Source organism: Streptomyces sp. NPDC014623, from assembly GCF_043088245.1.
Lineage (GTDB): Bacteria > Actinomycetota > Actinomycetes > Streptomycetales > Streptomycetaceae > Streptomyces.
This window is the reverse complement of the sequence record NZ_JBIBZU010000001.1, coordinates 645,269-665,582: the sequence shown is the minus strand read 5'-3', so window position 1 is coordinate 665,582 and position 20,314 is coordinate 645,269. Positions and strand designations below refer to the sequence as shown.

The window sequence follows — 20,314 nt, the reverse complement described above, 5'->3', positions numbered from 1 at the left end:
CCCGGACCGCCACCACCGGCTTCCGCACGCCGTCGGTGGGCACGGCGCCGGGCGGGCCTGCGGCGGTGTGCGCGGCTTCGCGCGCCGACGCCTGCTCCCGCCGCGCTCAGGACGTGGCCCGCCAGAAGCCCGGCGCCCGTAACGGTTCAGGGGCCCTCCGGCCGCGTAGGGGGTGCCTGCCCGGACCGCTCGCAGTTCCCGTCCGGCACGCTCGGCGCGCCGGACCGGGACCGGGGCGCTCCTGCGGTCACCTGCACCGGAATCCGGCCGAGCCCCAGAGGCGCGGGGGGCGGCAGCGGGGCCGCCGCCCCGGCGCGGAAGGACTGGAGCAGGTAGGCGACCAGGCGCCTGGACGCGGCCGGCGCGTCGTCGCCCGCCCCGGTGGTGGCGCCGCAGTTGGCCAGCATCAGCAGCGTGATGTCGTGCACGTGGAAGTCCGGGCGCAGCCGGCCGTCGTCCTTGGCCCGCCGGATCAGCAGGGCCAGGCCCTCCTCCGCGCGGGCGCGCTTCTCGGCGTATTCGGCGTGTTCGGGGAACTGCGCGAGGAACGCCTCGGTGAAGCCCCGGTCCGCCGCCTGCATCATGCAGACCTTCTCGACGACCGAGCAGAAGCCGCGCCACGGGTCCGGGTCCGCCAGCCCTTCGTCGAGGACGGCGGCACAGTGGGCCAGCTGTTCGGCGAAGGCCTCGGAGACCAGCGCGGCGCGCGTCGGGAAGCGCCGGTAGAGCGTGGCGACCCCGACCTTCGCGCGCCGGGCGATCGCCGCCATGGGCACGTCGATCCCGTGGAGGCCGTACGCCTCGCGGGCCGCGGTGAGGATGCGCTCGCGGTTCCCGCGGGCATCGGAGCGCAGTGCACCGGGAGGCTTCTGATAGGGCTGAGCAGCCATGTTTCTCACTTCGGTTCATATGGAGGGGGTCGTCCACTTACCCGTCTAGCGTGGGACGTATGGACGATATGCGCGCAGCGCTCTACGACCGGTACGGCCCTCCCGAGGTGCTGTACGAAGGCAGGATTCCCGTGCCGGAGCTCCGGCGGGGCGAGGTGCTGGTCCGTGTCCACGCGGCGAGCGTCAACGGCGGTGAGCTGTACGGACGAGCCGGACGCGTCCGGCTGGTGACGGGCCGCAGGTTCCCTCAGCGCACCGGGCTCGACTTCGCGGGCGAGGTGGCGGCGGTGGACCCCGCGATCACCGGACTGAGACCGGGCGACCGGGTGTGGGGGCTCCTGGGCCGGAGGTTCGGCAGCGCCGCGGAGTACGTCGCGGTCCGGCCGCGCCGCCTCTCGTACGCCCCCGGGAACATCACCCTCGTCGAGGCCGCGTCGTTGCCCGCCGGGACGACCGCCGTCACCGCGCTGGAGACCGAGGCGCGGCTGAAGGCGGGGGAACGGCTGCTGGTGCGGGGCGGCGCGGGCGGGATCGGCAGCATCGCCGTCCAGCTCGGCAAGGCGCTGGGCGCGCACGTGACCGCGCTGGCCGGCGGGAAGAACCTCGACTTCGTCCGGCAGCTGGGGGCGGACGAGGCCTACAGCTATACGACGACGGGTCCGGGCGACCTGGGCTCCTTCGACGTCGTCCTGGACACGGTCGGTACCGAACACCGTTCCTTCCGGCGGCTGCTGGCCCCCGGGGGGCGTATGGTCTCCATCGCCTTCGACATCGACCACCCGGTCGCGAGCCTCTCCTATCTGCTCGCCTCCACGGTCCACGGCTCCCGCCGGGTCCGCTTCTTCAGCGGCAACCCGAAGCATGACCTCCTCGCCCGGCTGGCCAGCCATGTGGAGAGCGGTGCGATCCGTCCCGTGGTGGACACCGTCCACCCGCTTGCCGGGATCGCGGCCGCACACCGGGCGCTGGAGGCGGGGGGCGTACGCGGGAAGCACGTGATCCAGGTGGTCTGAGACGCCCCCGCGTCACACACCCAGCCCGGCGTCCCGCGCCAGCAGGGCGGCCTGCACCCTGTTCTCGCAGCCCAGCTTGGCGAGGATGCGGCTCACGTACGTCTTGACCGTGGCCTCGCTCATGTGGATGCGCTGGCCGGCGTCCGCGTTGGACAGGCCCTCGCCCAGGAGGGCCAGGACCTCCTGTTCGCGGTCCGTCAGCTTCTCCAGCCTGCGCCGGGCGTCCTCCGCGCGCTGTGTGGTCCCGCCGGAGGCCAGCGAGTCCACGACGTGCCGGGTGGCGCCCGGCGAGAGGTACGCCTCCCCGGCCGCCGCCGCCCGCACGGCCCGCATGAGCTCGGCGGGCGCCGAGTCCTTCAGGAGGAAGCCGGCGCTGCCCTCGGCCAGGGCCCGCAGCACGTTGTGCCGTTCCCCGAACGTCGTCAGTATCAGCACCCGCACCCCGGGGACGGTCCGGCGCAGTTCCGCCAGGGCCGTCAGCCCGTCCATGACCGGCATCTGGATGTCCAGCAGTGCGACGTCGACCCGCTGGGACCGGGCGAACTCGACCGCCTCACGGCCGTTCGCCGCCTCCGCGACGACGTCGATGTCGTCCGCCGAGGACAGGATCATCCTGATGCCCGCCCGGATGAGCGGCTCGTCGTCCGTCACAAGAACCCTGATCACGACTCTCCTGAGCGGTCCTGGGCGGTCAACTCTGCGGGCATGCGGCCATCATCCCCGATCGCCGTGCCTGCCGGGCTCCGGGCTCGTGTTCCCTCAAGCCGTCTCGAAGGACTTCTTCTCGATCAGCTTGCCGTCCTTGAAGCAGAACCGGAACACCGGCTCCGCGTCCCAACTACTGCCGAAGTCGGTGGAGAGAAGGGTGAGGCACTTCGCGCCGGCGGGCACGGGCGGTGCGCCGTCACCCGGGCCGGTGTTCAGGAAGGAGTCACCCTGCGGCAGCTGCTCGCGGACGGACTTCTCCGACTGGCCGATCGTCACGGCGTCGTACTGCGCCGGGTCGATCATCGCCTTGTCCGCCTCACGTACGAGGAAGACGCCCGCGACGACCACCACGATCACGAGCACGACGGCGACCAGAGCCACCACTCCGCACCCGATGGCTATGCCGTTGCCCCTCTTGTTCCTGTTCACTGCCTTGGCCAACTCCTTCGGGAGACCGTTCCAGTCGATGACCGGATCACTCTCACCTGCGGGGCCCGCCGGTTTCTGCGCCCGAAAGTCGTCCGGCGGAGCGACGAACGTCGTCCTCGCGTCACCGGGCGACGTGTACGGCAGGACGCCGGCCAGCCGGAAGCCACCGTCAGCCGTGGGGCCCGCGTGCACCATGCCGCCGACGAGCCGGGCCCGCTCCTCGAGACCGGTCAGCCCCTGGCCACCGCTCGCCACGGCGCCGCGCCCCGGTTCCGCCACCGGGCCGTTGGCGACCTCCACGACGAGCGAGTCCGGCTCGTACCGCAGGCCGATGGTGATCGAGGCCCCCGGCGCGTGCTTATGGGCGTTGGTCAGCCCTTCCTGGACCACGCGGTACGCCGCGTGGTCGGCGGTCGGAGCGAGCGGACGCACCTCGCCCGAACGCCGGACCTCCACGTCCGTGCCTGCCCTCCGGGACGTCTCGGCCAGGTTGCCGATGCCCGCCACTCCACGTGACGGCGCCCCCGGGGACTCCTCGCCCGCGCCCTGGGAGTCCCCCTCGGCGGGGGTGGCGGCCGTGCCGTCCCTCAGCACGCCCACCACGTCACGCAGTTCGTGCATCGCGGCCACCGACGCCTCACGCAGCACGCCGACGGCCTCGCGCTGCTGTCCGGTGAGCGCGCGGTCCACCTCCAGCGCGCCGGTGTGCACGGCGATCAGCGCGAGTTGGTGACCGAGGCTGTCGTGCATGTCCTGCGCGATGCGCTGACGCTCCAGCATCCTGGCCTGCCCGACGAGCATCGCCCGCTCGCGCAGGAGCTGGGCGTTGTACTCGTGGAGGGTGTCGGTCAGCGTCCGGCGCTGCGACCAGTAGCGTCCCGCGAGACCGGGTACGAGGATCGCGACCAGCAGGAACATTCCGGCGAGTGCCAGGAGCGACAACGACGTGCGCGGTTCCGACAGGACGCTCAGACCCAGGGTGAGGCCGTAGGCGAGGCCGAAGACCCCGCATGCCCTGCCGAGACCGTCGATCCGTCTCCCGGCCGACCAGGCGACGACGAGGAGCAACGGCGCGAAACCGATGAACGGCGCGGAGCCGGCCCCGGTGGCGAGCAGCACGGAGGCGGGCAGTCCACGGCGCAGGAGCGACAACAGGCCGGCTGCCAGGCCGATACCGACGGCCTGTACGGCGCTCTTGTCGTCCGTGAGCCCGGCGCCCACCGCGAGCAGCGTGAGGGCCAGGCTCAGGAGCGATTCGCCCACGACGCGCCTGGTCGGCCACATCCCGGGCGCGAAGAGGGCCCTCCCCGGTACGGCCGACCAGGACGCCAGGCGCGCCCTCACCGCCGATGTCCGGGGGTCGGGGGCGGGGGTTGCGGGGGCCATGGAATCCACACGAGTCACGCGCCCACGGTAGAGACCCCCGGCAGGACGACGCTGTCACCGTTCGTTGCGACGGAGGGCGACGAAAGTCGTTGCCCCTGCGGGGGGTTACGCGTGCTTGAGGCCGGCCACGAAGACCGCCCAGGCACCGGTCCGGAACACGAGCGCCGGGCCGTCGGTCATCTTGGAGTCACGGACGGGGACCATGCCGGGGTGGCCGTCGGCGACTTCGAGGCAGTTGCCGCCGTCGCCGCCGCTGTAGGTGGACTTGCGCCAGTGCTCAGCGGAGAGGCCGTAGTCAGAGCTGCTGATGTTCATACGAGTCATCCTCCGCTACGGATCGGATCAGGGCCAGGGAAGTTTCCGGTGACAATGCGCTTGCCACCAGCAGATCGTAAGTCAGTTCGTACTTGCGGACCATGGAGGGCTCGTCGAGCAACTGGCCGGAACCGAGCCCGTCCAGATAGGCGAGCGGGGGCGCGTCGGGAAACGACATGAGCTTCAGGCCACCGTCCAAGGCAGCATGTGCGCCTGCGGAGAACGGCAGTACTTGGACGATCGCGCGGTGCCGCCGGGCCAGCCCCACCACATGGCGCAAGGCCTCCGCCATCACCCCCGGCCCGCCGACTCGTCGACGTAGAACCGCCTCGTCCAGCACGGCCCACAACAGGGGCGTCGTTGGATCGCTCAGCAACTGGGCCCGTTCCAGCCGCGCCGCCACCAGGTCATCGATCACGTCCTCCGTGGCTGTGGGCTGGTATGCCCGGAACACCGCTCGCGCGTAAGCCTCGGTCTGGAGCAGGCCGGGGATCAAGAGGGGCGCGTACTCCCGGATCGCGGTCGCCAGGCGCTCCGCCTCCGCCGCCTCCGCGAAGTGGTCCGGGTACTTGGACTTCTTCAGGGCCGCGCAGTTCCGCGTGAAGAAACCACCCGCGTCCAGCACTTCGTCCAGCTTCTGGGCCTGGTCCGCCTGCATGCGACGCGTACCGGCCTCCAGCTGCCCGATGAAGGAGCCGCTGACGAACAGTGGGGCCCCGAGATCCTCCTGCGAAAGGCCTGCCGCCTCCCGCCGGTGGCGTAGTTCGGCACCCAGGAGGGCCCGGGGCGAGGAGGAGGGGTCGAGCTTCTTGGGTCCGGGCATGGCGACTCCGAGGGGCACACGTGCGGGTGTTGGAACTGCACCTCTTCCACGGTAGCGAGGAATTGGCCACGCTGTGTATGCATAGCAACTACTCAGCGTGGAAATGGGGAAGATCATGATGACGGCTACGGAACGGCGCAAAGAAGCAGCGGACAGAGTGCGGGCCGCGGAGGACGCGGTGGCGCGGCTGCGGGCCGGGCTCGCGGGGGTCGGCGTGAAGCTGCCGTCGTTGCGGATCGACCCGGTGTCGTGCGCGGGCGACGAGCCGGCGCCGCTCGTCGACCTCGGCCGGTGCTCGATCGAGACGGCGCTGCGGCTGAGCGCACAGCTCGAAGCGAAGGCGTCTCATGACAGTTGAAGGACTGGAGCCGTGCAAGCCGGAGCCCGGCACGTTCGCGGTGGACGGCAGGGACGGCAGGGTGGGCCGGGTGATGGGCCGCGTCGGACCGTACGTACAGCTGCGCCCCCCGGGCGGCGGCGCGGAATGGGACTGCCCGCCGGAAGCTGTCCGGGCGGCTCCACCGGGGCTCGTGCTGCGTGCGCGGGTGAAGGAGGTCAACTGGGAGGGGCGGCTGCCGTCATGAGCGGGGAGCGCCTGGCGTGAGGTCGTTCCGGCGGTCGTGGCCGGACGACCGCCGGGCCGGCCGTTGGTGGAGCACCGCGAGGACGGTGTGCGCTGCCGGAAGGGCCAGGGCGCCGGTGGGCAGCAGGGCGACGGCGATCGGGACGAGGAGCCCGGCGACGTGGGCGGCGTAGGTGTTGTCCGGGCGCCACTCCAGGAAGAGGGCGACCGTGCCGGGGCGCAGGGGCCGGTGAGGTGGAGCAGCGCGTACACGCCGGCGGTGGGCCCGCCCGGACGAAGAAGTACCGCGCCCACGCGCGGGCGGGGTCCCGATGCACCTGCTGATCGACCGGTTCGACACACGCGGGGCGATGGCCACGCTGTTCACGGAGCCGAACGAGGACGGCACGTACAAGCGTTCCGGCCCCGTGCCCTTCGGTGAGCCGCTCCTGCTGCCGGGCCCCTTCGACGTGATCCTGCCCACGGGCGGCTTCCCGGTCTGAGGGAGCGTGGGGCGTTGCGCACTGAACAGCGGGGCCGGCTCCATGGAGGAAGCCGGCCCCGCCTCTGCGCACGGTGCGTCAGGTTCTACATGCGGTAGCTGTCGTAGTACGTGCCGACCTGGTCGTGATAGCCCGGGTCTCCCGCATGCTTGTGCTTGTCGAACTCCGGGGAGTCCTTGATCTGGTCCTTGGTCAGGTCGACGAAGATCGTCCTGTGCTCGGTGTCGATCCCCTTGACCGTGCCTGCCGGGAGCAGGACGCTCTTGCCGAAGATCCAGACACCGGTGTCGACGACGATGTGGGCCGAGCCCACCTCGTCGGAGTGCTTGTCGACCTTGCCGATGCTTCCGTCCGTCGCCTCGACCGAGAATCCGGTCAGGTCGGCGCCTGCGGTATGACCGCTCGTGGGCTGGTAACCCCACAGATGGTCGCTCATGTTCGGCTCCTTCCTCGACGGTTCGTCCGGCACGCGCATCACCTCACGATGAGGGCGAGTGCCGCTCACATATCGACTGCCCGGGCTTTTGCGGTCCACACATGGTGAATTCGGTGAACGCAGCAATAAGCGCGGGCGGCTCAGAACGTGAAAGTTCTGAGCCGCCCGCGCTTATTGCCGGTCGGGGTGTTTACCAGCGGTACCACCGGCCGCGCTTGCCGCCGCTGGCTGCCGGGCGCACGAAGAATCCGATCAGCCACACCACGAGCACGATCACCGCGATCCACCAAAGCGCCTTGAGTGCGAAACCGGCACCGAAAAGGATCAGAGCGAGCAAAAGAACGAGAAGCAGGGGAACCATTGTTATCAACCTCCGAGGCATCTGGTGCCCGACGATCCATTTCCTACACACACGTGTTCCCGGGGAAAAAAATTCGCGACCTTCTCGTGACCATTCGCGGCCGGTCCGCAGGGTGCGGTCAGATGCCCGCCGGCTCCTTCGCCGGGCTGTCGCCCGAGCCGGGCGCCGAGGTCCCGCCGGCGGCCGTGACCGTGGAGGGGACCGGTTCCTGGGAGACGTCGAACTCCGCCAGCAGCGCCTTGCTGAAGCCGAAGAAGTACGTGGCGACGAAGCCCGCGACGTAGCCGGCGAGCAGGCCGCCCGCGTAGACCGCGACGGTGGAACCGAGGCCGTGGTTGCCGTCGAGGAGCGGGAACAGGGCCCAGCCGGACGGGCCGATGGCGGTCGAACCGACCGAGTCACCGAGCTGGTTGAACAGGCCCACGAAGCCACCGCCGAACGCCCCGCCCACGCAGGCCGTGACGAACGGGCGGCCCAGCGGGAGCGAGACGCCGTAGATCAGGGGTTCGCCGACACCCAGCAGGCCTGCGGGCATGGCGGACCTGATGGTCTTGCGGATCGACTCGTTCCGGGGGAGGCGGAGGTAGACCGCGGCCGCCGCGCCGACCTGGCCGGCCCCGGCCATCGCGAGGATCGGCAGCAGGACGGTGAAGCCCTGCTGCTCGATGAGTGTCGTGTGGATCGGGATCAGGGCCTGGTGCAGGCCCAGCATCACCAGGGGCAGGAAGAAGCCGCCGAGCAGGAAGCCCGCGCCCGCGCCGCCCGTGGAGAGCAGCCAGTCGGCGAACGTACCGATGGCGGAGGAGATCTCTCCGGCCACGTACATCAGGCCGAAGATGGTGACGAGGCCGGAGATCAGGACGGTCAGGGTCGGGGTGACCAGGACGTCCAGGGCTTCCGGCACCCAGCGGCGGCACCACTTCTCGACGTACACCGCGAGGACCGCCGCACCGAGGGCGCCGAGGACGCCGCCCTGGCCGGGTGCGAGGGTCTGGCCGAAGGCCTCGATGTCCGCGACGCCGGGGAAGACGATGATCGCCGCGACCGCACCGCCGAGGACCGGTGTACCGCCGAACTCCTTCGCCGTGTTGTAGCCGACGAAGACCGCGATCAGGGCCATGAAGCCGGAGGCCATCGCCGCCAGCGCGGGGGTGACTGCGGTCAGCCGACCGAGGTTCACCAGCAGGCCGTTGAGGCCGGCGATGATGCCGCAGCCGATCAGGGCGGGGATCAGCGGGACGAAGATGTTCGCGATCCTGCGCAGGAACAGCTTGAACGGGGTGGAGTTCTTCGCCTTCTGCTGAGCCTTGAGGGCCGCGCCCTTGCCGGCCAGCTCCTCGGCCGTGCGGACGGGCGCGGAGGTCTTCGACGCCCGCCCCTCCTCGACCAGTTGCTCGAACTCGGGGGTGACCCGGGCGACGGTGCCCGGGCCGAGGACGATCTGGTAGGTGTCGTCCTCGACCACGCCCATCACCGCGGGGAGGGCCCTGAGGGCCTCGTCGTCCACGAGCGAGCGGTCGTGCAGGCCCAGCCGGAGCCGGGTCATGCAGTGGGCGATCGAGCTGACGTTCGCGGCGCCACCGACAAGCGGCAGGAGCGCGGCGGCAGTGGCGCGGTTCTTGTCTTCAGTAGCCATGTGCGTGGTGCCTTGCTGTGCGGGGAGTGGTGCGTCAGGTGGTTCGGACGGCCGCGAGGGCGGCGCGGAGGTGGCCGTGGGAGTCGGTCAGGAGCGTGGCGGCGGTGGGGCCGTCGACCCCGCCGAGGATGGTGAGGATGGCGTTCTTCACCTCACCGCCGGTCGCGGCGAGCGCGGCTTCGATCTCCTGGTCGGAGGCGCCGGTGGCGAGGGAGACGATCCGGCGGGAGCGGGCGCGCAGCTTCTCGTTCGAAGCGCGTACGTCGACCATGAGGTTCCCGTACGTCTTGCCCAGCCGGATCATCGTGATCGTCGACAGCATGTTCAGGACGAGCTTCTGCGCCGTGCCCGCCTTGAGGCGGGTCGAGCCGGCGAGCAGCTCGGGCCCGACGACGATCTCCAGGCCGTGTTCGGCCGCCGCTGCGAGCGCGGAGTCCGCGTTGCACGAGAGACCGATGGTGAGGGCGCCCTTGGCGCGGGCGTGCTCGACGGCCCCGATGGCGTACGGGGTGCGGCCGGAGGCGGAGATGCCGACCACCGTGTCGTCGGCGGTGAGGCCCAGGCCGTCGAGGTCGGCGGCGGCCAGCTCCTTGCTGTCCTCGGCGCCCTCGACGGCTTTGACCATGGCGGAGGGGCCGCCCGCGATCAGGCCGATGACCTGGGACGGGTCGGTGTTGAAGGTCGGCGGGCACTCGCTGGCGTCGAGCACACCGAGACGGCCGGCGGTGCCGGCGCCCGCGTAGATCAGCCGGCCGCCGCGCGCCATGCGCCCGGCGGTGGCGTCGATCGCGGCGGCGATCTGCGGCAGCTTCTCGGCCACGGCTGCGGGGACGGTGGCGTCCTCGCCGTTCATGATGCGGGCTATCTCCTGCGTCGGCAGCCGGTCGATCTCGGCGAACTCCGGCCGGAACGCCTCGGTGGTGAGCGTGGCGAGCTGGGCGCGCAGTTCGCCGTAGCCGCCGGGGGTGGTCGCGCCGGCGTTCGCGTCGGTGGTGGAAGGCATGAGCAGCGCTGCTTTCTCGTCTTCGTACGGTCGTGGGGGCGGGTGCTCGCCGGGGTCAGCGGCTGCGTGCGGTGTGGCGGTGGGCGAGCGCCTCGTAGGAGGCGGACAGCGCGGGTGCGGCCGTCTCGTACGTCCGCTGGGCGACTCCTATGAAGAGGCAGTCGACGACGAGGAGCTGGCTCGTGCGGCTCGACATGGCGGCGGGCCGCAGCTCGCTCTCCCTGGCGGTGGACGTGGTCAGCACGTGGTCGGCGTACTGCGAGACGGGCCCGTCCGGGCGTCCGGTGATCGCGATCGTGGCCGCACCGCGGTCGAAGGCGACCCGGAGCGGCTCGATGACGTCACCCGTGGAGCCGGAGTGGGTGATCGCGATGGCCACGTCGCCGGGGCGGAGCTGCACCGCGTTGGTCACGGCGAGGTGCGGGTCCGTGTGGGCGTGGGCTATGAGGCCGATCCGGAGCAGCTTCTGCGCCAGGTCCTGGCCGACGAGGGAGGAGGCGCCCACACCGTAGATGTCGATGCGGCGCGCGGTCGCGGCGGCGGTCACGGCGGCCCCGAGCTGCACCGTGTCGAGGCCGGCGGCCGTGTCGGCGAGGGTCTGCTGCTCGTCGTAGGCGAGCTTCGCGACGACGTCCGCGATCGGGTCGTCGACCGTGATGTCGGCGGTGACGGCGGGCGCCCGGCCGGACTGCTGATGAGCGGCGAGGCCGGCGAGCGCGAGGCGCAGGTCCCGGTAGCCCGGGTAACCGAGGAGGCGGGCGGTGCGGACGACGGTCGCCTCGCTGGTGCCGGTGAGCTCGGCGAGACCGGTGACGGTGAGGGCGGCACACCCGGCGGGGTCCCCCGCGACCGTTTCGGCGACCCGCTGCATGGAACGGGTCATGGACGGGGCGAGGGTCCGCACCTTGGCGGCGAGAGCCGCGGGGGCGGGCGGCGAGTCCGGGCTGAAACTTTCCTTCACGTCATTGGTCACCCTTGAAAGTTATTTCCAACCTTCCGCCCCGTCAATCCCTCCTCGGCCGAAGGGGAGTTGCGGGTGAAGAAGTGGGTGATATGTCTGTTTGTGGAGTTCCGGGCTTCCGGTGACCCGGCTCGGGGCGGCAGGCGGCGGGGGACAATGGGGCCATGGAGTTGAACAGCCTGGAACAGGAGCTGCACACCGCGCGTGCGCTGGTGATGGCCGACCTCGTCGCGGGCGATGTGGCGGAGGCCAGGATCGTCTCGATGGTCGAGGACGCGGTGGCTCACCGGCGGTGGTGGGCCGAGCAGTGGCCCGAGGGTGCCTCCTTCGTCACGGGGCTCGTGGCGCAGGACGTCCAGGACGCTCTCCTGGAGCAGTACGGGCGCTGGCCGCTGTGCCCGGTGTGCACGGAGGGAGGGCCGCACGCCCTGGACGTCGAACCGGAGCTCGGTCCCGATCCGCACTGGGTCTGCACCAAGGCGACGGTGTCCGTCGCACGGGTGGGAGCGCTCGCCGAGGTGTTCCGCCGGTGACCGTCTACATCGACCCGCCGACCTGGCCGGGGCACGGCCGCATGTGGTCGCACCTGGTCAGCGACGAGTCGTTCGCGGAACTGCACGCCTTCGCCGCCGCGATCGGCTGCCCGCCCCGTGCCTTCGAGCGCGACCACTACGACATCCCCGAGGCGCGTTACGCGGACGCGGTGCGCGCCGGGGCGCGGGAGGTCGGGTCGAAGGAGATCGTGCGCCGGCTCACGGCCGCCGGGTTGCGGCGCCCGAAGGGGCGGCCTGCTCCGGAACGTCCCGCCCCGGGCTGACGGCCCGTTCCGGCCCGAGCGCCTGTCCCGGGATGCTGTGCGCCGGGGTGCCCGCGACCCGTCGGGACGGCGCACCGCCGCGCAGCCGCATCGAGACCGTCACGGCCGCCAGGCCGAGCACCAGCATCGCGGCGCCGGCCCAGGCCGTGGCCCGGAAGCCGAAGTCCGCGTCGATCACCGCGCCGCCCAGCCACGGGCCGCTCGTGTTGCCCAGGTTGAACGCGGCCGTCGTCGTCGCCCCCGCCAGCGTCGGGGCCACACCCGCGACGTCGAACATCCGGGCGTTGAGCGCCGGAGCCGTGTAGAAGGCGGACAGCCCCAGCAGGAAAGCCAGAACGACCACCGCGACCTGGTTCGACGCGAAGAGCGCCAGCGCCACCAGGAAGACCGCCGAGGCGCTGATGCCGCTCAGCAGCACACCGAAGAGGTGCGCGTCCGCGACCCGGCCCCCGATCGTCGTACCGATCAGCGCGCCGACGCCGAACAGCCCGAGCACCCACGGCACCCAGCCCGAATCCAGTCCGGCCACATCCGTCAGCAGCGGCGCGAGATAGCTGAACGCGCAGAACACGCCGCCCGCCGCGAGAGCCGTGATCACGATCGACAGCCACACCTGACGGTCCCGGTAGATCGCGACCTCCCGCTTGAGCTGCGGCTTCTCGTCCGGCAGCGGAATGCGCGGGATGCGTGTGACGACGCCGGCCAGCGCCACGGCGGACGCCGCGCCCACCGCCCAGAACGCCGAACGCCAGCCGAAGCTCTCCCCGAGGAACGCACCCAGCGGCACTCCCAGGACGTTGGCGATCGACAGTCCGCCGATCATCACGGCCATCGCCCTGGCCCGCGCGTTCACCGGCACCATCGCGATGGCGACCGCGGCGCCGACCGCCCAGAAGCCGGCGCACGCCAGCGCACTCATCACCCGTGAGACGAACAGCACCTCGTACGTCGGCGCCAGCGCGCCCGCGATCTGGCCCAGTCCGAAGACGGTGATGAGCGCGATGAGCGTCGTACGCCGGGGCAGCCGCAGCGTGGCGACCGCCAGCAGCGGGGCGCCGACCACCATGCCGATCGCGAAGGCGGATATGAGGAGCCCGGCCTGCGGGATCGACACGTCCATGTCGTCGGCGATGGGCGGCAGGAGTCCGGACAGCATGAACTCACTGGTACCGAGGGCGAAGACCGAGAGGCCGAGGATGTAGACGGCCACCGGCATGCGGGGGCGGCTGGAAGCGGAATCGGGCATGACAGTGGCCAACAGTGCTTTCGTCCCTGTCATTCCCCTGTCTCAGCGCGTGAGCAGCGCCAGTTCGGTGGTCAGGTTCTGCCGCGCCCTCGGCTCCCACTCCGCCGCCCCGTGGGGCGTACGGAACAGCTTCGGCAGCTCCAGCAGGTGCCGGAGGACGGCCGACCGCCCTTCGCGGAACGCGCCGTCCGGGACGAAGCCGTACTCCTCCCTCACCTGCGCCGCGTACGCCGCGTACTCCTGGGGGGCCGCCGCCAGGATCGCGAGATCCGCGTCGCACAGCACCTCGCCGTTGGTGTCACCGTCCGCCGGGTCGTGCGTGACGGTGAGCCGGACCAGCCGGGCGACCTCGGCGGTCGCCGCCTCGGGGACACCGGCCTCGGGCAGGGCGCGTTCGGCGAGCGCTGCGCTGCGCTCCTCGTTCTCGGAGCGGTCGGGGCGGTAGACCGCGTCGTGGAACCAGACGGCCAGGCGCACCAGGGCGGGGTCGGAGGCGTGGCCGGCCAGGGTGTCGACGTGGTCCAGCACCTGGGTCAGATGGGCGGTGGTGTGGTAGCGCCGCTGGGGTTCGGCCCAGCGCGCGAGGAGGGCGTCGGCGTACGGGCCCGGATCGGGGCCCGGCCCGCCGCGTGCGGCGAGCAGGGCCTCGTGCCAGCGGCCACGGAGTGCGCCGCCGGGGGACGGGCTCTCGGGGGTGCCGCTCTCGGGGATGCCGCTCTCGGAGGTGCTGCCGGATGTGCCGGGGGCGCTGTCGCTCATAGGCCGAGGGTAGGACGAAGGTCCCCCGCGTCCGGGTGGTGCCCTCCGCGCCCGGGTGACGCCCCGCGCGCACGGCCGGCCCGGGGGACGGGCCGGGTGTTCAGTGACCGGGCGCCGTGTCCAGGGCCAGAGCCGCGTACGTCGCCAGCCAGTGGTCCGAGGAGAAGTCCCCGGAGGACACCGTCGGCAGGCCGAGCGTGAGGTGGGCCTCGGCCGAGGTCAGGAGCGCGTTGCGGGCCGGGCCGTCCGGGAGCGCGCCGGCGATCGAACGGAGGGCGGCCGCCCGGCTCAGGGTGAGGCCGAGGAGGTGGCCGATCTGCGGATCGGCGTGATCGGAGACCACCGGCGGGTCGAGCAGCGTGGAGTCGGGCGCGGTGGAGACCAGGGCCGGCAGGAACGCGGCGAGCCAGGTACGGAATTCCGCCACAGGCAGCACCCGCCGCATGGCGTCGGCCTCGGCCAGGGCGGGGGAGAGGAAGTCCTGGCCGGAGGGTTCCCAGTGGGCGGGGGCGTCGTGGTCGTCGGTGAACCAGGCCCGCAGCCGGTCCGTCGCCGCGTCGAGGACCGGTGCCGGCAGCCCGGCGGTCCCACCCGCGTCGAGGATCAGCCCCAGGCCGAAGGCGCTGTTGTTGTGGACACCGTGCCGGACCGGGTACGTGGCCTTGGGCAGCCAGGCTCCGAGCAGGTCGCCGACCGCTGCCACGCCGGGGGCCAGGGCGTCGGCCCAGCGGTCGCCGTCGGGCGTGGCGAGGGCCCGGCACTCCGCGGCGAGTGCGATCAGCCAGGCCCAGCCGTAGGGACGCTCGAAGTGCGGCCGGCCGCGCAGGTAGGACGCCTCGACGGAGATGTTCCCAGGAGTCAGATGGGTGTCGAGCACCCCCCGGATGCGGGTGGTGAGGGTGGCCGGGAGATCGCCGGTGGCGGAGAAGCGGCGCACGATGCGAACGAGCAGCCAGTGCATGTGCACGGTGGAGTGCCAGTCGTAGCCCCCGTAGAAGGCGGGGTGCAGCGTACGGGGCGCCACGAGTTCCTCGGGCCCGGTGTAGAGGTGTGCGGGTGCGTTGGGGTATTCGCGTACGACGTTGGCGAGGGCCAGCTCCGCGAAGGGGACGGCGTACGCGGCGGGGAACGTGGGGGACATGGGGGACTCCAGAGGGACGGGCGAACGGCCCGGGCCGGGGGCGGTCCGGCGCGGGCGCGATCCGGGCGGGGGAGAGGGCGGGCCGGGTCAGAAGGCGAAGAGGGCCATGATCACGATGTTGCAGACCAGCAGGGCCGCTGCCGTGGGGAGCTGGGCCTTGATCGGGCCGTACTGGTCCTTGAGCTCCAGGAGCGCCGCCGGGACCAGATTGAAGTTGGCGGCCATCGGTGTGACCAGCGTGCCGCAGAAGCCGCACAGCATGCCGACCGCGAGGACGGCGGGCGCGTTGCCGTTCATCTGCTCGATGAGGACGGGCCAGCCGATCGCGGCGGTCATCACCGGGAACGCGGCGAAGGCGTTGCCCATGACGATGGTGAACAGCGCCATGCCGCAGCAGTAGACGGCCACGGCCACGAGCTTCTGACCGTCCGGCAGCAGTGCCTCGCTGATCCTTCCGACCTGTTCCCCGACGCCGGCGGACTGGAAGATCGAGCCGAGGACGGAGAGCAGCTGCGGCAGGATCAGCGCCCAGCCCATCGATTCGAGCATGTTGCGGCCGGAGTGCAGCGGTACGGAGAGCCTCCGTTCGCGCAGGAGCACCATTCCCACGACCAACGCGGCGACGGCGCCGACACCCAGGCCGAGAATGGTCTCGTAGCCCGGCTCCAGGACCGGTTCGCCGCCGATCTTCCAGTTCTTCACCAGCGTCGCGCAGATCATCGCGACGACGGGGATGGTGAGGGCCGGCAGGAACAGCTTGTTGCCGAGGAACGCGGCCGAGGCCACGCGCTTCTCTCGGGGAGGAGTGCGTGACTCGCCCTTGCCGGTGAGACCGCAGCCGCCCAGCACGATCAGGACCAGGACGGCGACACCCAGCGGTTCGGCGGGGAGGGACTCGTCGACGACGCCCGTGGAGTAGAAGAACGCGGCGCCCAGCAGGCCCCAGAAGCCGGCGGAGCCGAAACGCCTGGGGTTGGTGCGGTCCATGACCATCTGCGCGGCCATGACGAGGAACACCGCGCCGACCAGCCAGAAGAAGTACTCGGACTTGATCACTTGGCTTCCTCCTTACCGGGCCCGGCGTGTGCCGTCAGGTCGTTCTCGGTGGCGGCGACGGCGAGCTCGCGCTCCAGCTGCCGGTCCAGGTTGAGCAGGCGGGCCCCGTGGATCAGGAAGGCGCAGATCGCGGAGGGGATCGCCCACAGGGCCAGGTGCAGGGGCTCGAGGTGCTGGTCGTACGTGGAGTTCACGAAGCCGGTGATCAGCAGGATCGAACCGATGGCGATGAAGCAGTCCTCACCGAAGAACACTCCGATGGTGTCGGCGCCGGAGGCGTGCGAGCGGACCTTCTCGCGCAGCTTCTGCGGCAGCGGACGACCCGCCTTGGCCTCGGCGGCCGCCTCGGCCATCGGGGCGATCAGAGGCCGCACGCTCTGCGCGGGGCCGCCCAGGCTGGTGAGGCCCACGGAGGCGGTGAGCTGCCGTATCAGCAGGTAGAGCGTGAGGAAGCGGCCGGTGGTCAGCTTGCCCAGCTTGCCGATGAGGGTACGGGCCTGCTCCTGGAGTCCGTAGCGCTCCAGGAGCCCGATGACGGGCAGGGTGATGACGAAGACCGTCACCGAACGGGAGGAGGCGAAGCTGCTGCCGAACGTGGCCAGCACCTCCTGCGGCGAGAGCTTGCCGAGCAGCCCCGTGACGATGCCGGCGGCACCCACCACGAGCAGAGGATTGCGACGGGTGGCGAATCCGAGGATCACCACGAGCACGCCGAGGAGAACGATCACGCGTCGGCCTTCTTCCGCGCAGGGGCGTGGCGGTGCACGCTCCTGCTCAGACGGGGGTATTAACGCGAGACCTTAGGGTCTTGTTCAACAATCCCACAAGGGTGTGAGCTACATCGATCGGATTCGGCGTCACGGGAGGGAGGAGGGGCAGGTTTTTTTGCCCGGTTCCATGCGCGTGTGGGGCGAAATGCGGTCACTCCGGAAGGGGGGCGACGGGGCGTGGATCATGGAACAACCCGGGCTACCGCTCCGTGAGTCGTTGCGCGTACGCCTCGGCCAGCTGGCGTCGGGAGTCCTCCAGGTAGAAGGCGAGCATGCGTTCGGCACCGGCCGCGTCCCCGCCGGCCAGTCTGTCCGTGATCTCACGGTTGCGGGTGAGGTAGGGCTCGTGGAATCGGCGGGGGTCGGCCATCACGTGGAAGGCGAGCCGCAGTTCGGCGAGGACGTTGCGCATCAGTTCGTCGGTGCGGGGGCTGTTCGCCAGGCCGGCCAGTGCCTGGTGGAAACGGATGTTGGCGGTGGAGCAGGCGGGCCAGTCGTCACGGAGTGCGGCCTGCTCGCCCGTCGACACCGCCGCCTCGACCGCCGTCAGGTCGAACGGTGGCTCGCCCAGGGTCCGCAGGGCGGCGCACTCGACGAGGAGCCGCACCCGGTATATGTCGACCAGGTCGTCCACGGCCAGGACGCGGACGAAGACGCCCTTGTTGAGGCGGTGTTCCAGGAGGCGTTCGTGCGACAGCAGGCGGAACGCCTCGCGCAGCGTGTTGCGCGACACGGCCAGGGCGCCGCTGATGCTCTCCTCGGACAGGCGGCTGCCGGGCGGGAAATAGCCCTCGGTGATCCGGTCCCGCAGGATGGCGCTGACCCGCTCGGCCGTACCGGACCGCTCCAGGGAGACGCTGTGTGCCGCCAGTTCCGAGAGGTCCGGCGTGCCGCCGGTCCTCCCGCCGTTGCCTGTCCCCGCCATGCCCCGCCCCTTGTCCGGTGTGCCTGCCGTACGGTCGTGCCCGTCGCGTCCGCCGCCGCCGGAGGCCCAGGGTGTGCCTGGTGTTCCGTCAGCAGTGCGCAGACGCAGTGCCCAGTGAACCGTACGGGCGTCCCGGGCGGCGGACGGACCCTTGTCAGATTGTTGAACAATCGCTAGCGTGCGACTGTGACGGATCTGACGAATGTGACGCGCCAGGCGCGGCCGATGGACCTCAACGCGGACCTGGGGGAAGGGTTCGGGCGCTGGACCCTCACCGAGGACGAGGCGCTGCTGGCCTGTGTCACCAGCGCCAACGTGGCCTGCGGCTTCCACGCGGGCGACGCCTCCGTGATGCGGCGGGTCTGTGACACGGCGGCGGAGCGGGGCGTCCGCATCGGCGCGCAGGTCTCCTACCGCGATCTGGCCGGGTTCGGGCGGCGCGCCATGGATGTGCCGGCTGCCGAGCTGACCGCCGAGATCGCCTACCAGATCGGCGCCCTGCGGGTCTTCGCGGAGGCGGCCGGTTCCACGGTCTCGTACGTGAAACCGCACGGCGCCCTCTACAACCGTGTCGTCCACGACGAGGAACAGGCCGCCGCCGTCGTCGCGGGCGTGGTGCTCGCCGGCGGCAGCCCCGCGGTCCTCGGACTGCCCGGTTCGCGCCTGCTCGCGCACGCGCAGGCGGCAGGCCTGACCCCCGTCGGGGAGGCCTTCGCCGACCGCGCGTACACCCCGAGGGGCACGCTCGTGCCGCGGAGCGAGGCGGGTGCCGTGGTGCACGACGCGGACGAGGTCGTACGCCGCAGTGTCGGCATGGCCGTCGACGGTGTCGTGACGGGGGCGGACGGCAGCCGGGTGGCCGTCACGGCCCGGTCGCTGTGCGTCCACGGGGACACCCCGGGGGCCGCGGCGCTCGCCCTGCGGGTCCGGGCGGCGCTGGAGGACGCGGGCGTCCGCGTGCGGGCGTTCGCGTGAGCGGCGTACGGGTGCTGGAGGCCGGGCCCCGCGCCCTGCTCGTGGAACTGGCCTCCGGCGAGGACGCGGAGGCCTTCCACGCGGAGCTGCTGCGCCGCCGGGCCGCGGGTGAGCTCCCCGCCGTGCGTGAGATCGTGCCCGGCGCCAGGACGGTGCTGCTGGACGGGGTGGAGGACCGGGCGCTCGCCGGGCGGCTGCGGTCGTGGACCGTACCGCCGTTGAGCCGGGCGGCGGGGGAGGCCGTCGAGATACCCGTCGTCTACGACGGTCCGGATCTCGCCGATGTGGCCGAGGCGTGGGGCGTCGCCGTCGACGAGGTGTCCCGCATCCACGCCCGTACGGAATTCCGGGTCGCCTTCTGCGGCTTCACGCCCGGCTTCGGGTACCTCACGGGGCTGCCCGGACATCTGCGCGTGCCGCGCCGGGCCACGCCCCGGACCCGGGTGCCGGCCGGGGCGCTGGCGCTGGCCGGCCCGTACACCGGGGTCTATCCGCGCCCGTCCCCCGGCGGCTGGCAGCTCATCGGCCGGATGCCGGAGCCGGACGCCCTCTGGGACCCGAAGCGTGAACCGGCGGCGCTGCTCGGCCCCGGTACCCGGGTGCGTTTCGTGGCGGCGGAGGTGCGCGGATGAACCCGGGGCTCGAAGTCGTCCGGGCGGGAGCCCTGACCACGGTGCAGGACGGGGGGCGGACCGGCTGGGCGCACCTCGGCGTACCCCGGGCCGGGGCGCTGGACGGGCCCGCCCGGCGGCTCGCCAACCGGCTCGTCGGCAACGCGCCGGACGCGGCGGTGCTGGAGACCACCGTCACGGGGTGCGCGGTCCGGGTGACCGGCGCCCGGCCGGTGCTCGCCGTCGTCGGCGGGGCGGGGTGCCGGGTCACCGTGGACGGCCGCCCGGCCGCATGGGGCGCGCCCGTCCGCGTCCCCGCCGGCTCGGTGCTGGAGGCCGGACCCGCGGTGCACGGGCTGCGCGGTTATCTGGCGTTCGCGGGCGGCCTGGTGCCCGAGCCGGTGCTCGGCAGCCGGTCCGCCGACCTGCTCTCGGGGCTCGGCCCGCCGGTCCTGCGCGACGGTGACGTCCTGCCGCTGGGCCGGCCGGGCGACACCCCGCGCACCGGCGTCGTGCCCTGGCCGGGCGCACCCGCCGAGCTGGTGCTGCCCCTGTATCCGGGTCCGCGCGACGACTGGTTCACCGAGGCGGCTCTGCGCACACTCACCACCGCCGTGTACCGGGTCTCGGAGCGGAGCAACCGCATCGGCCTGCGTACGGAGGGCCCCGCCCTGCGGCGTGTGCGGGACGGCGAACTGCCCAGCGAGGGCATGGTGCTGGGAGCCGTGCAGGTGCCGCCGGACGGGCTGCCCGTGGTCTTCCTCAACGACCATCCGACGACGGGGGGTTACCCGGTCGTGGGCGTGGTCGCCGAAGCGGCGCTGGCGGGGGCGGCACAGGCGGTCCCGGGGACGCCGGTGCGGTTCGTCCGGGCGTGAGGGGAACCCGTGAGCGGGCACCTGCCGGCAAGAAACGGCCGAGCCCCCTTCTCCGGGCGCCCCGCACGCGTTACCGAAGCGTAACTTACTGATGAGTTACCTAAGGTAAC

At 71.9% G+C, this 20,314-nt stretch carries 24 protein-coding genes and 1 pseudogene; 9 read left to right on the top strand and 16 right to left on the bottom strand.

Annotation, left to right across the window (positions count from 1 at the left end; translation table 11 throughout):
• Positions 1-146 precede the first annotated feature (146 nt).
• Entirely contained in the window at positions 147-890 is a 744-nt protein-coding gene (locus ACF1FZ_RS03185) for a TetR/AcrR family transcriptional regulator (protein ID WP_391771617.1), read from the bottom strand.
• 59 nt (positions 891-949) lie between these two features.
• Here ACF1FZ_RS03185 and ACF1FZ_RS03180 point away from each other — a divergent pair, with 59 nt between their 5' ends.
• Positions 950-1,903: an NAD(P)-dependent alcohol dehydrogenase gene (locus ACF1FZ_RS03180; protein WP_391771616.1), complete on the top strand. Its 954-nt coding sequence runs from the start codon at positions 950-952 to the stop codon at positions 1,901-1,903.
• Positions 1,904-1,915: 12 nt separating this feature from the next.
• On the opposite strand, the gene ACF1FZ_RS03175 is transcribed toward ACF1FZ_RS03180, so the two are convergent.
• The 4 genes from ACF1FZ_RS03175 to ACF1FZ_RS03160 all read right to left on the bottom strand — a co-directional run bounded on the left by ACF1FZ_RS03175 (position 1,916) and on the right by ACF1FZ_RS03160 (position 5,564).
• Positions 1,916-2,569, bottom strand: coding sequence for a response regulator (locus tag ACF1FZ_RS03175; RefSeq protein WP_391771615.1), 654 nt, complete (start codon positions 2,567-2,569; stop codon positions 1,916-1,918).
• Positions 2,570-2,662: 93 nt separating this feature from the next.
• Positions 2,663-4,324, bottom strand: coding sequence for a sensor histidine kinase (locus tag ACF1FZ_RS03170; protein WP_391771806.1), 1,662 nt, complete (start codon positions 4,322-4,324; stop codon positions 2,663-2,665).
• A 207-nt stretch (positions 4,325-4,531) separates the two neighbouring features.
• A complete protein-coding gene (locus tag ACF1FZ_RS03165) occupies positions 4,532-4,741 on the bottom strand; it encodes a DUF397 domain-containing protein (protein ID WP_391771614.1) in 210 nt (69 codons plus the stop codon).
• Positions 4,722-5,564: a Scr1 family TA system antitoxin-like transcriptional regulator gene (locus ACF1FZ_RS03160; protein ID WP_391771613.1), complete on the bottom strand. Its 843-nt coding sequence runs from the start codon at positions 5,562-5,564 to the stop codon at positions 4,722-4,724. The genes ACF1FZ_RS03165 and ACF1FZ_RS03160 overlap by 20 nt, the downstream gene beginning before the upstream one ends.
• A 103-nt stretch (positions 5,565-5,667) precedes the next feature.
• Between ACF1FZ_RS03160 and ACF1FZ_RS03155 the strand changes: the two genes are divergently transcribed.
• The 3 genes and pseudogenes from ACF1FZ_RS03155 to ACF1FZ_RS03145 form a co-directional block, all read left to right on the top strand.
• Entirely contained in the window at positions 5,668-5,922 is a 255-nt protein-coding gene (locus ACF1FZ_RS03155) for a hypothetical protein (protein WP_391771612.1), read from the top strand.
• Positions 5,912-6,148, top strand: coding sequence for a hypothetical protein (locus ACF1FZ_RS03150; protein ID WP_391771611.1), 237 nt, complete (start codon positions 5,912-5,914; stop codon positions 6,146-6,148). Before ACF1FZ_RS03155 ends, ACF1FZ_RS03150 begins: the two co-directional genes overlap by 11 nt.
• A 269-nt stretch (positions 6,149-6,417) precedes the next feature.
• A pseudogene (locus ACF1FZ_RS03145) lies at positions 6,418-6,629 on the top strand (Uma2 family endonuclease); the annotation flags it as partial.
• Between the two features lie 85 nt (positions 6,630-6,714).
• Here ACF1FZ_RS03145 and ACF1FZ_RS03140 read toward each other — a convergent pair.
• From ACF1FZ_RS03140 to ACF1FZ_RS03120, 5 genes are all read right to left on the bottom strand, one after another.
• Positions 6,715-7,065, bottom strand: coding sequence for a PRC-barrel domain containing protein (locus tag ACF1FZ_RS03140; RefSeq protein WP_391771610.1), 351 nt, complete (start codon positions 7,063-7,065; stop codon positions 6,715-6,717).
• Positions 7,066-7,255: 190 nt separating this feature from the next.
• Positions 7,256-7,426: a hydrophobic protein gene (locus ACF1FZ_RS03135; RefSeq protein ID WP_104787922.1), complete on the bottom strand. Its 171-nt coding sequence runs from the start codon at positions 7,424-7,426 to the stop codon at positions 7,256-7,258.
• 118 nt (positions 7,427-7,544) lie between these two features.
• Positions 7,545-9,062: a PTS transporter subunit EIIC gene (locus ACF1FZ_RS03130; protein ID WP_391771609.1), complete on the bottom strand. Its 1,518-nt coding sequence runs from the start codon at positions 9,060-9,062 to the stop codon at positions 7,545-7,547.
• A gap of 34 nt (positions 9,063-9,096) precedes the next feature.
• On the bottom strand, positions 9,097-10,065 hold the full coding sequence (gene murQ, locus ACF1FZ_RS03125) for an N-acetylmuramic acid 6-phosphate etherase (protein WP_391771608.1): 969 nt from the start codon (positions 10,063-10,065) through the stop codon (positions 9,097-9,099).
• Positions 10,066-10,120: 55 nt separating this feature from the next.
• The gene (locus ACF1FZ_RS03120; protein ID WP_391771607.1) at positions 10,121-11,038 is read right to left on the bottom strand and encodes a MurR/RpiR family transcriptional regulator; all 918 of its coding nucleotides are present in this window, start codon (positions 11,036-11,038) and stop codon (positions 10,121-10,123) included.
• A 152-nt stretch (positions 11,039-11,190) separates the two neighbouring features.
• On the opposite strand from ACF1FZ_RS03120, the gene ACF1FZ_RS03115 reads away from it, so the two are divergent.
• Positions 11,191-11,559, top strand: a complete 369-nt coding sequence (locus ACF1FZ_RS03115; protein ID WP_391771606.1) for a hypothetical protein — start codon at positions 11,191-11,193, stop codon at positions 11,557-11,559.
• A complete protein-coding gene (locus ACF1FZ_RS03110; RefSeq protein WP_391771605.1) occupies positions 11,556-11,843 on the top strand; it encodes a DUF4031 domain-containing protein in 288 nt (95 codons plus the stop codon). Before ACF1FZ_RS03115 ends, ACF1FZ_RS03110 begins: the two co-directional genes overlap by 4 nt.
• Here ACF1FZ_RS03110 and ACF1FZ_RS03105 read toward each other — a convergent pair.
• The 6 genes from ACF1FZ_RS03105 to ACF1FZ_RS03080 form a co-directional block, all read right to left on the bottom strand.
• On the bottom strand, positions 11,779-13,059 hold the full coding sequence (locus ACF1FZ_RS03105) for a Cmx/CmrA family chloramphenicol efflux MFS transporter (RefSeq protein WP_391771805.1): 1,281 nt from the start codon (positions 13,057-13,059) through the stop codon (positions 11,779-11,781). The genes ACF1FZ_RS03110 and ACF1FZ_RS03105 overlap by 65 nt on opposite strands.
• Before the next feature lie 72 nt (positions 13,060-13,131).
• Positions 13,132-13,848, bottom strand: a complete 717-nt coding sequence (locus tag ACF1FZ_RS03100) for a hypothetical protein (RefSeq protein ID WP_391771604.1) — start codon at positions 13,846-13,848, stop codon at positions 13,132-13,134.
• 100 nt (positions 13,849-13,948) lie between these two features.
• Positions 13,949-14,989: a DUF2891 domain-containing protein gene (locus ACF1FZ_RS03095; protein WP_391771603.1), complete on the bottom strand. Its 1,041-nt coding sequence runs from the start codon at positions 14,987-14,989 to the stop codon at positions 13,949-13,951.
• Between the two features lie 87 nt (positions 14,990-15,076).
• Positions 15,077-16,045 carry a DUF979 domain-containing protein gene (locus tag ACF1FZ_RS03090; protein ID WP_391771602.1) on the bottom strand — a complete coding sequence of 323 codons (969 nt, stop codon included), beginning with the start codon at positions 16,043-16,045 and terminating at the stop codon, positions 15,077-15,079.
• Complete coding sequence (locus ACF1FZ_RS03085; RefSeq protein WP_391771601.1) at positions 16,042-16,773, bottom strand: DUF969 domain-containing protein; 732 nt, start codon at positions 16,771-16,773, stop codon at positions 16,042-16,044. Before ACF1FZ_RS03085 ends, ACF1FZ_RS03090 begins: the two co-directional genes overlap by 4 nt.
• Positions 16,774-17,014: 241 nt before the next feature.
• Entirely contained in the window at positions 17,015-17,740 is a 726-nt protein-coding gene (locus ACF1FZ_RS03080; protein ID WP_391771600.1) for a GntR family transcriptional regulator, read from the bottom strand.
• Positions 17,741-17,965: 225 nt separating this feature from the next.
• Here ACF1FZ_RS03080 and ACF1FZ_RS03075 point away from each other — a divergent pair, with 225 nt between their 5' ends.
• Genes ACF1FZ_RS03075 through ACF1FZ_RS03065 form a run of 3 tightly spaced genes read left to right on the top strand, consistent with a single transcriptional unit; the run spans position 17,966 to position 20,204 of the window.
• Positions 17,966-18,715, top strand: a complete 750-nt coding sequence (locus ACF1FZ_RS03075; RefSeq protein ID WP_391771804.1) for a LamB/YcsF family protein — start codon at positions 17,966-17,968, stop codon at positions 18,713-18,715.
• Complete coding sequence (locus ACF1FZ_RS03070; protein WP_391771599.1) at positions 18,712-19,347, top strand: allophanate hydrolase subunit 1; 636 nt, start codon at positions 18,712-18,714, stop codon at positions 19,345-19,347. Before ACF1FZ_RS03075 ends, ACF1FZ_RS03070 begins: the two co-directional genes overlap by 4 nt.
• On the top strand, positions 19,344-20,204 hold the full coding sequence (locus ACF1FZ_RS03065; RefSeq protein WP_391771598.1) for a biotin-dependent carboxyltransferase family protein: 861 nt from the start codon (positions 19,344-19,346) through the stop codon (positions 20,202-20,204). Before ACF1FZ_RS03070 ends, ACF1FZ_RS03065 begins: the two co-directional genes overlap by 4 nt.
• The last annotated feature ends 110 nt before the right edge of the window (positions 20,205-20,314 follow it).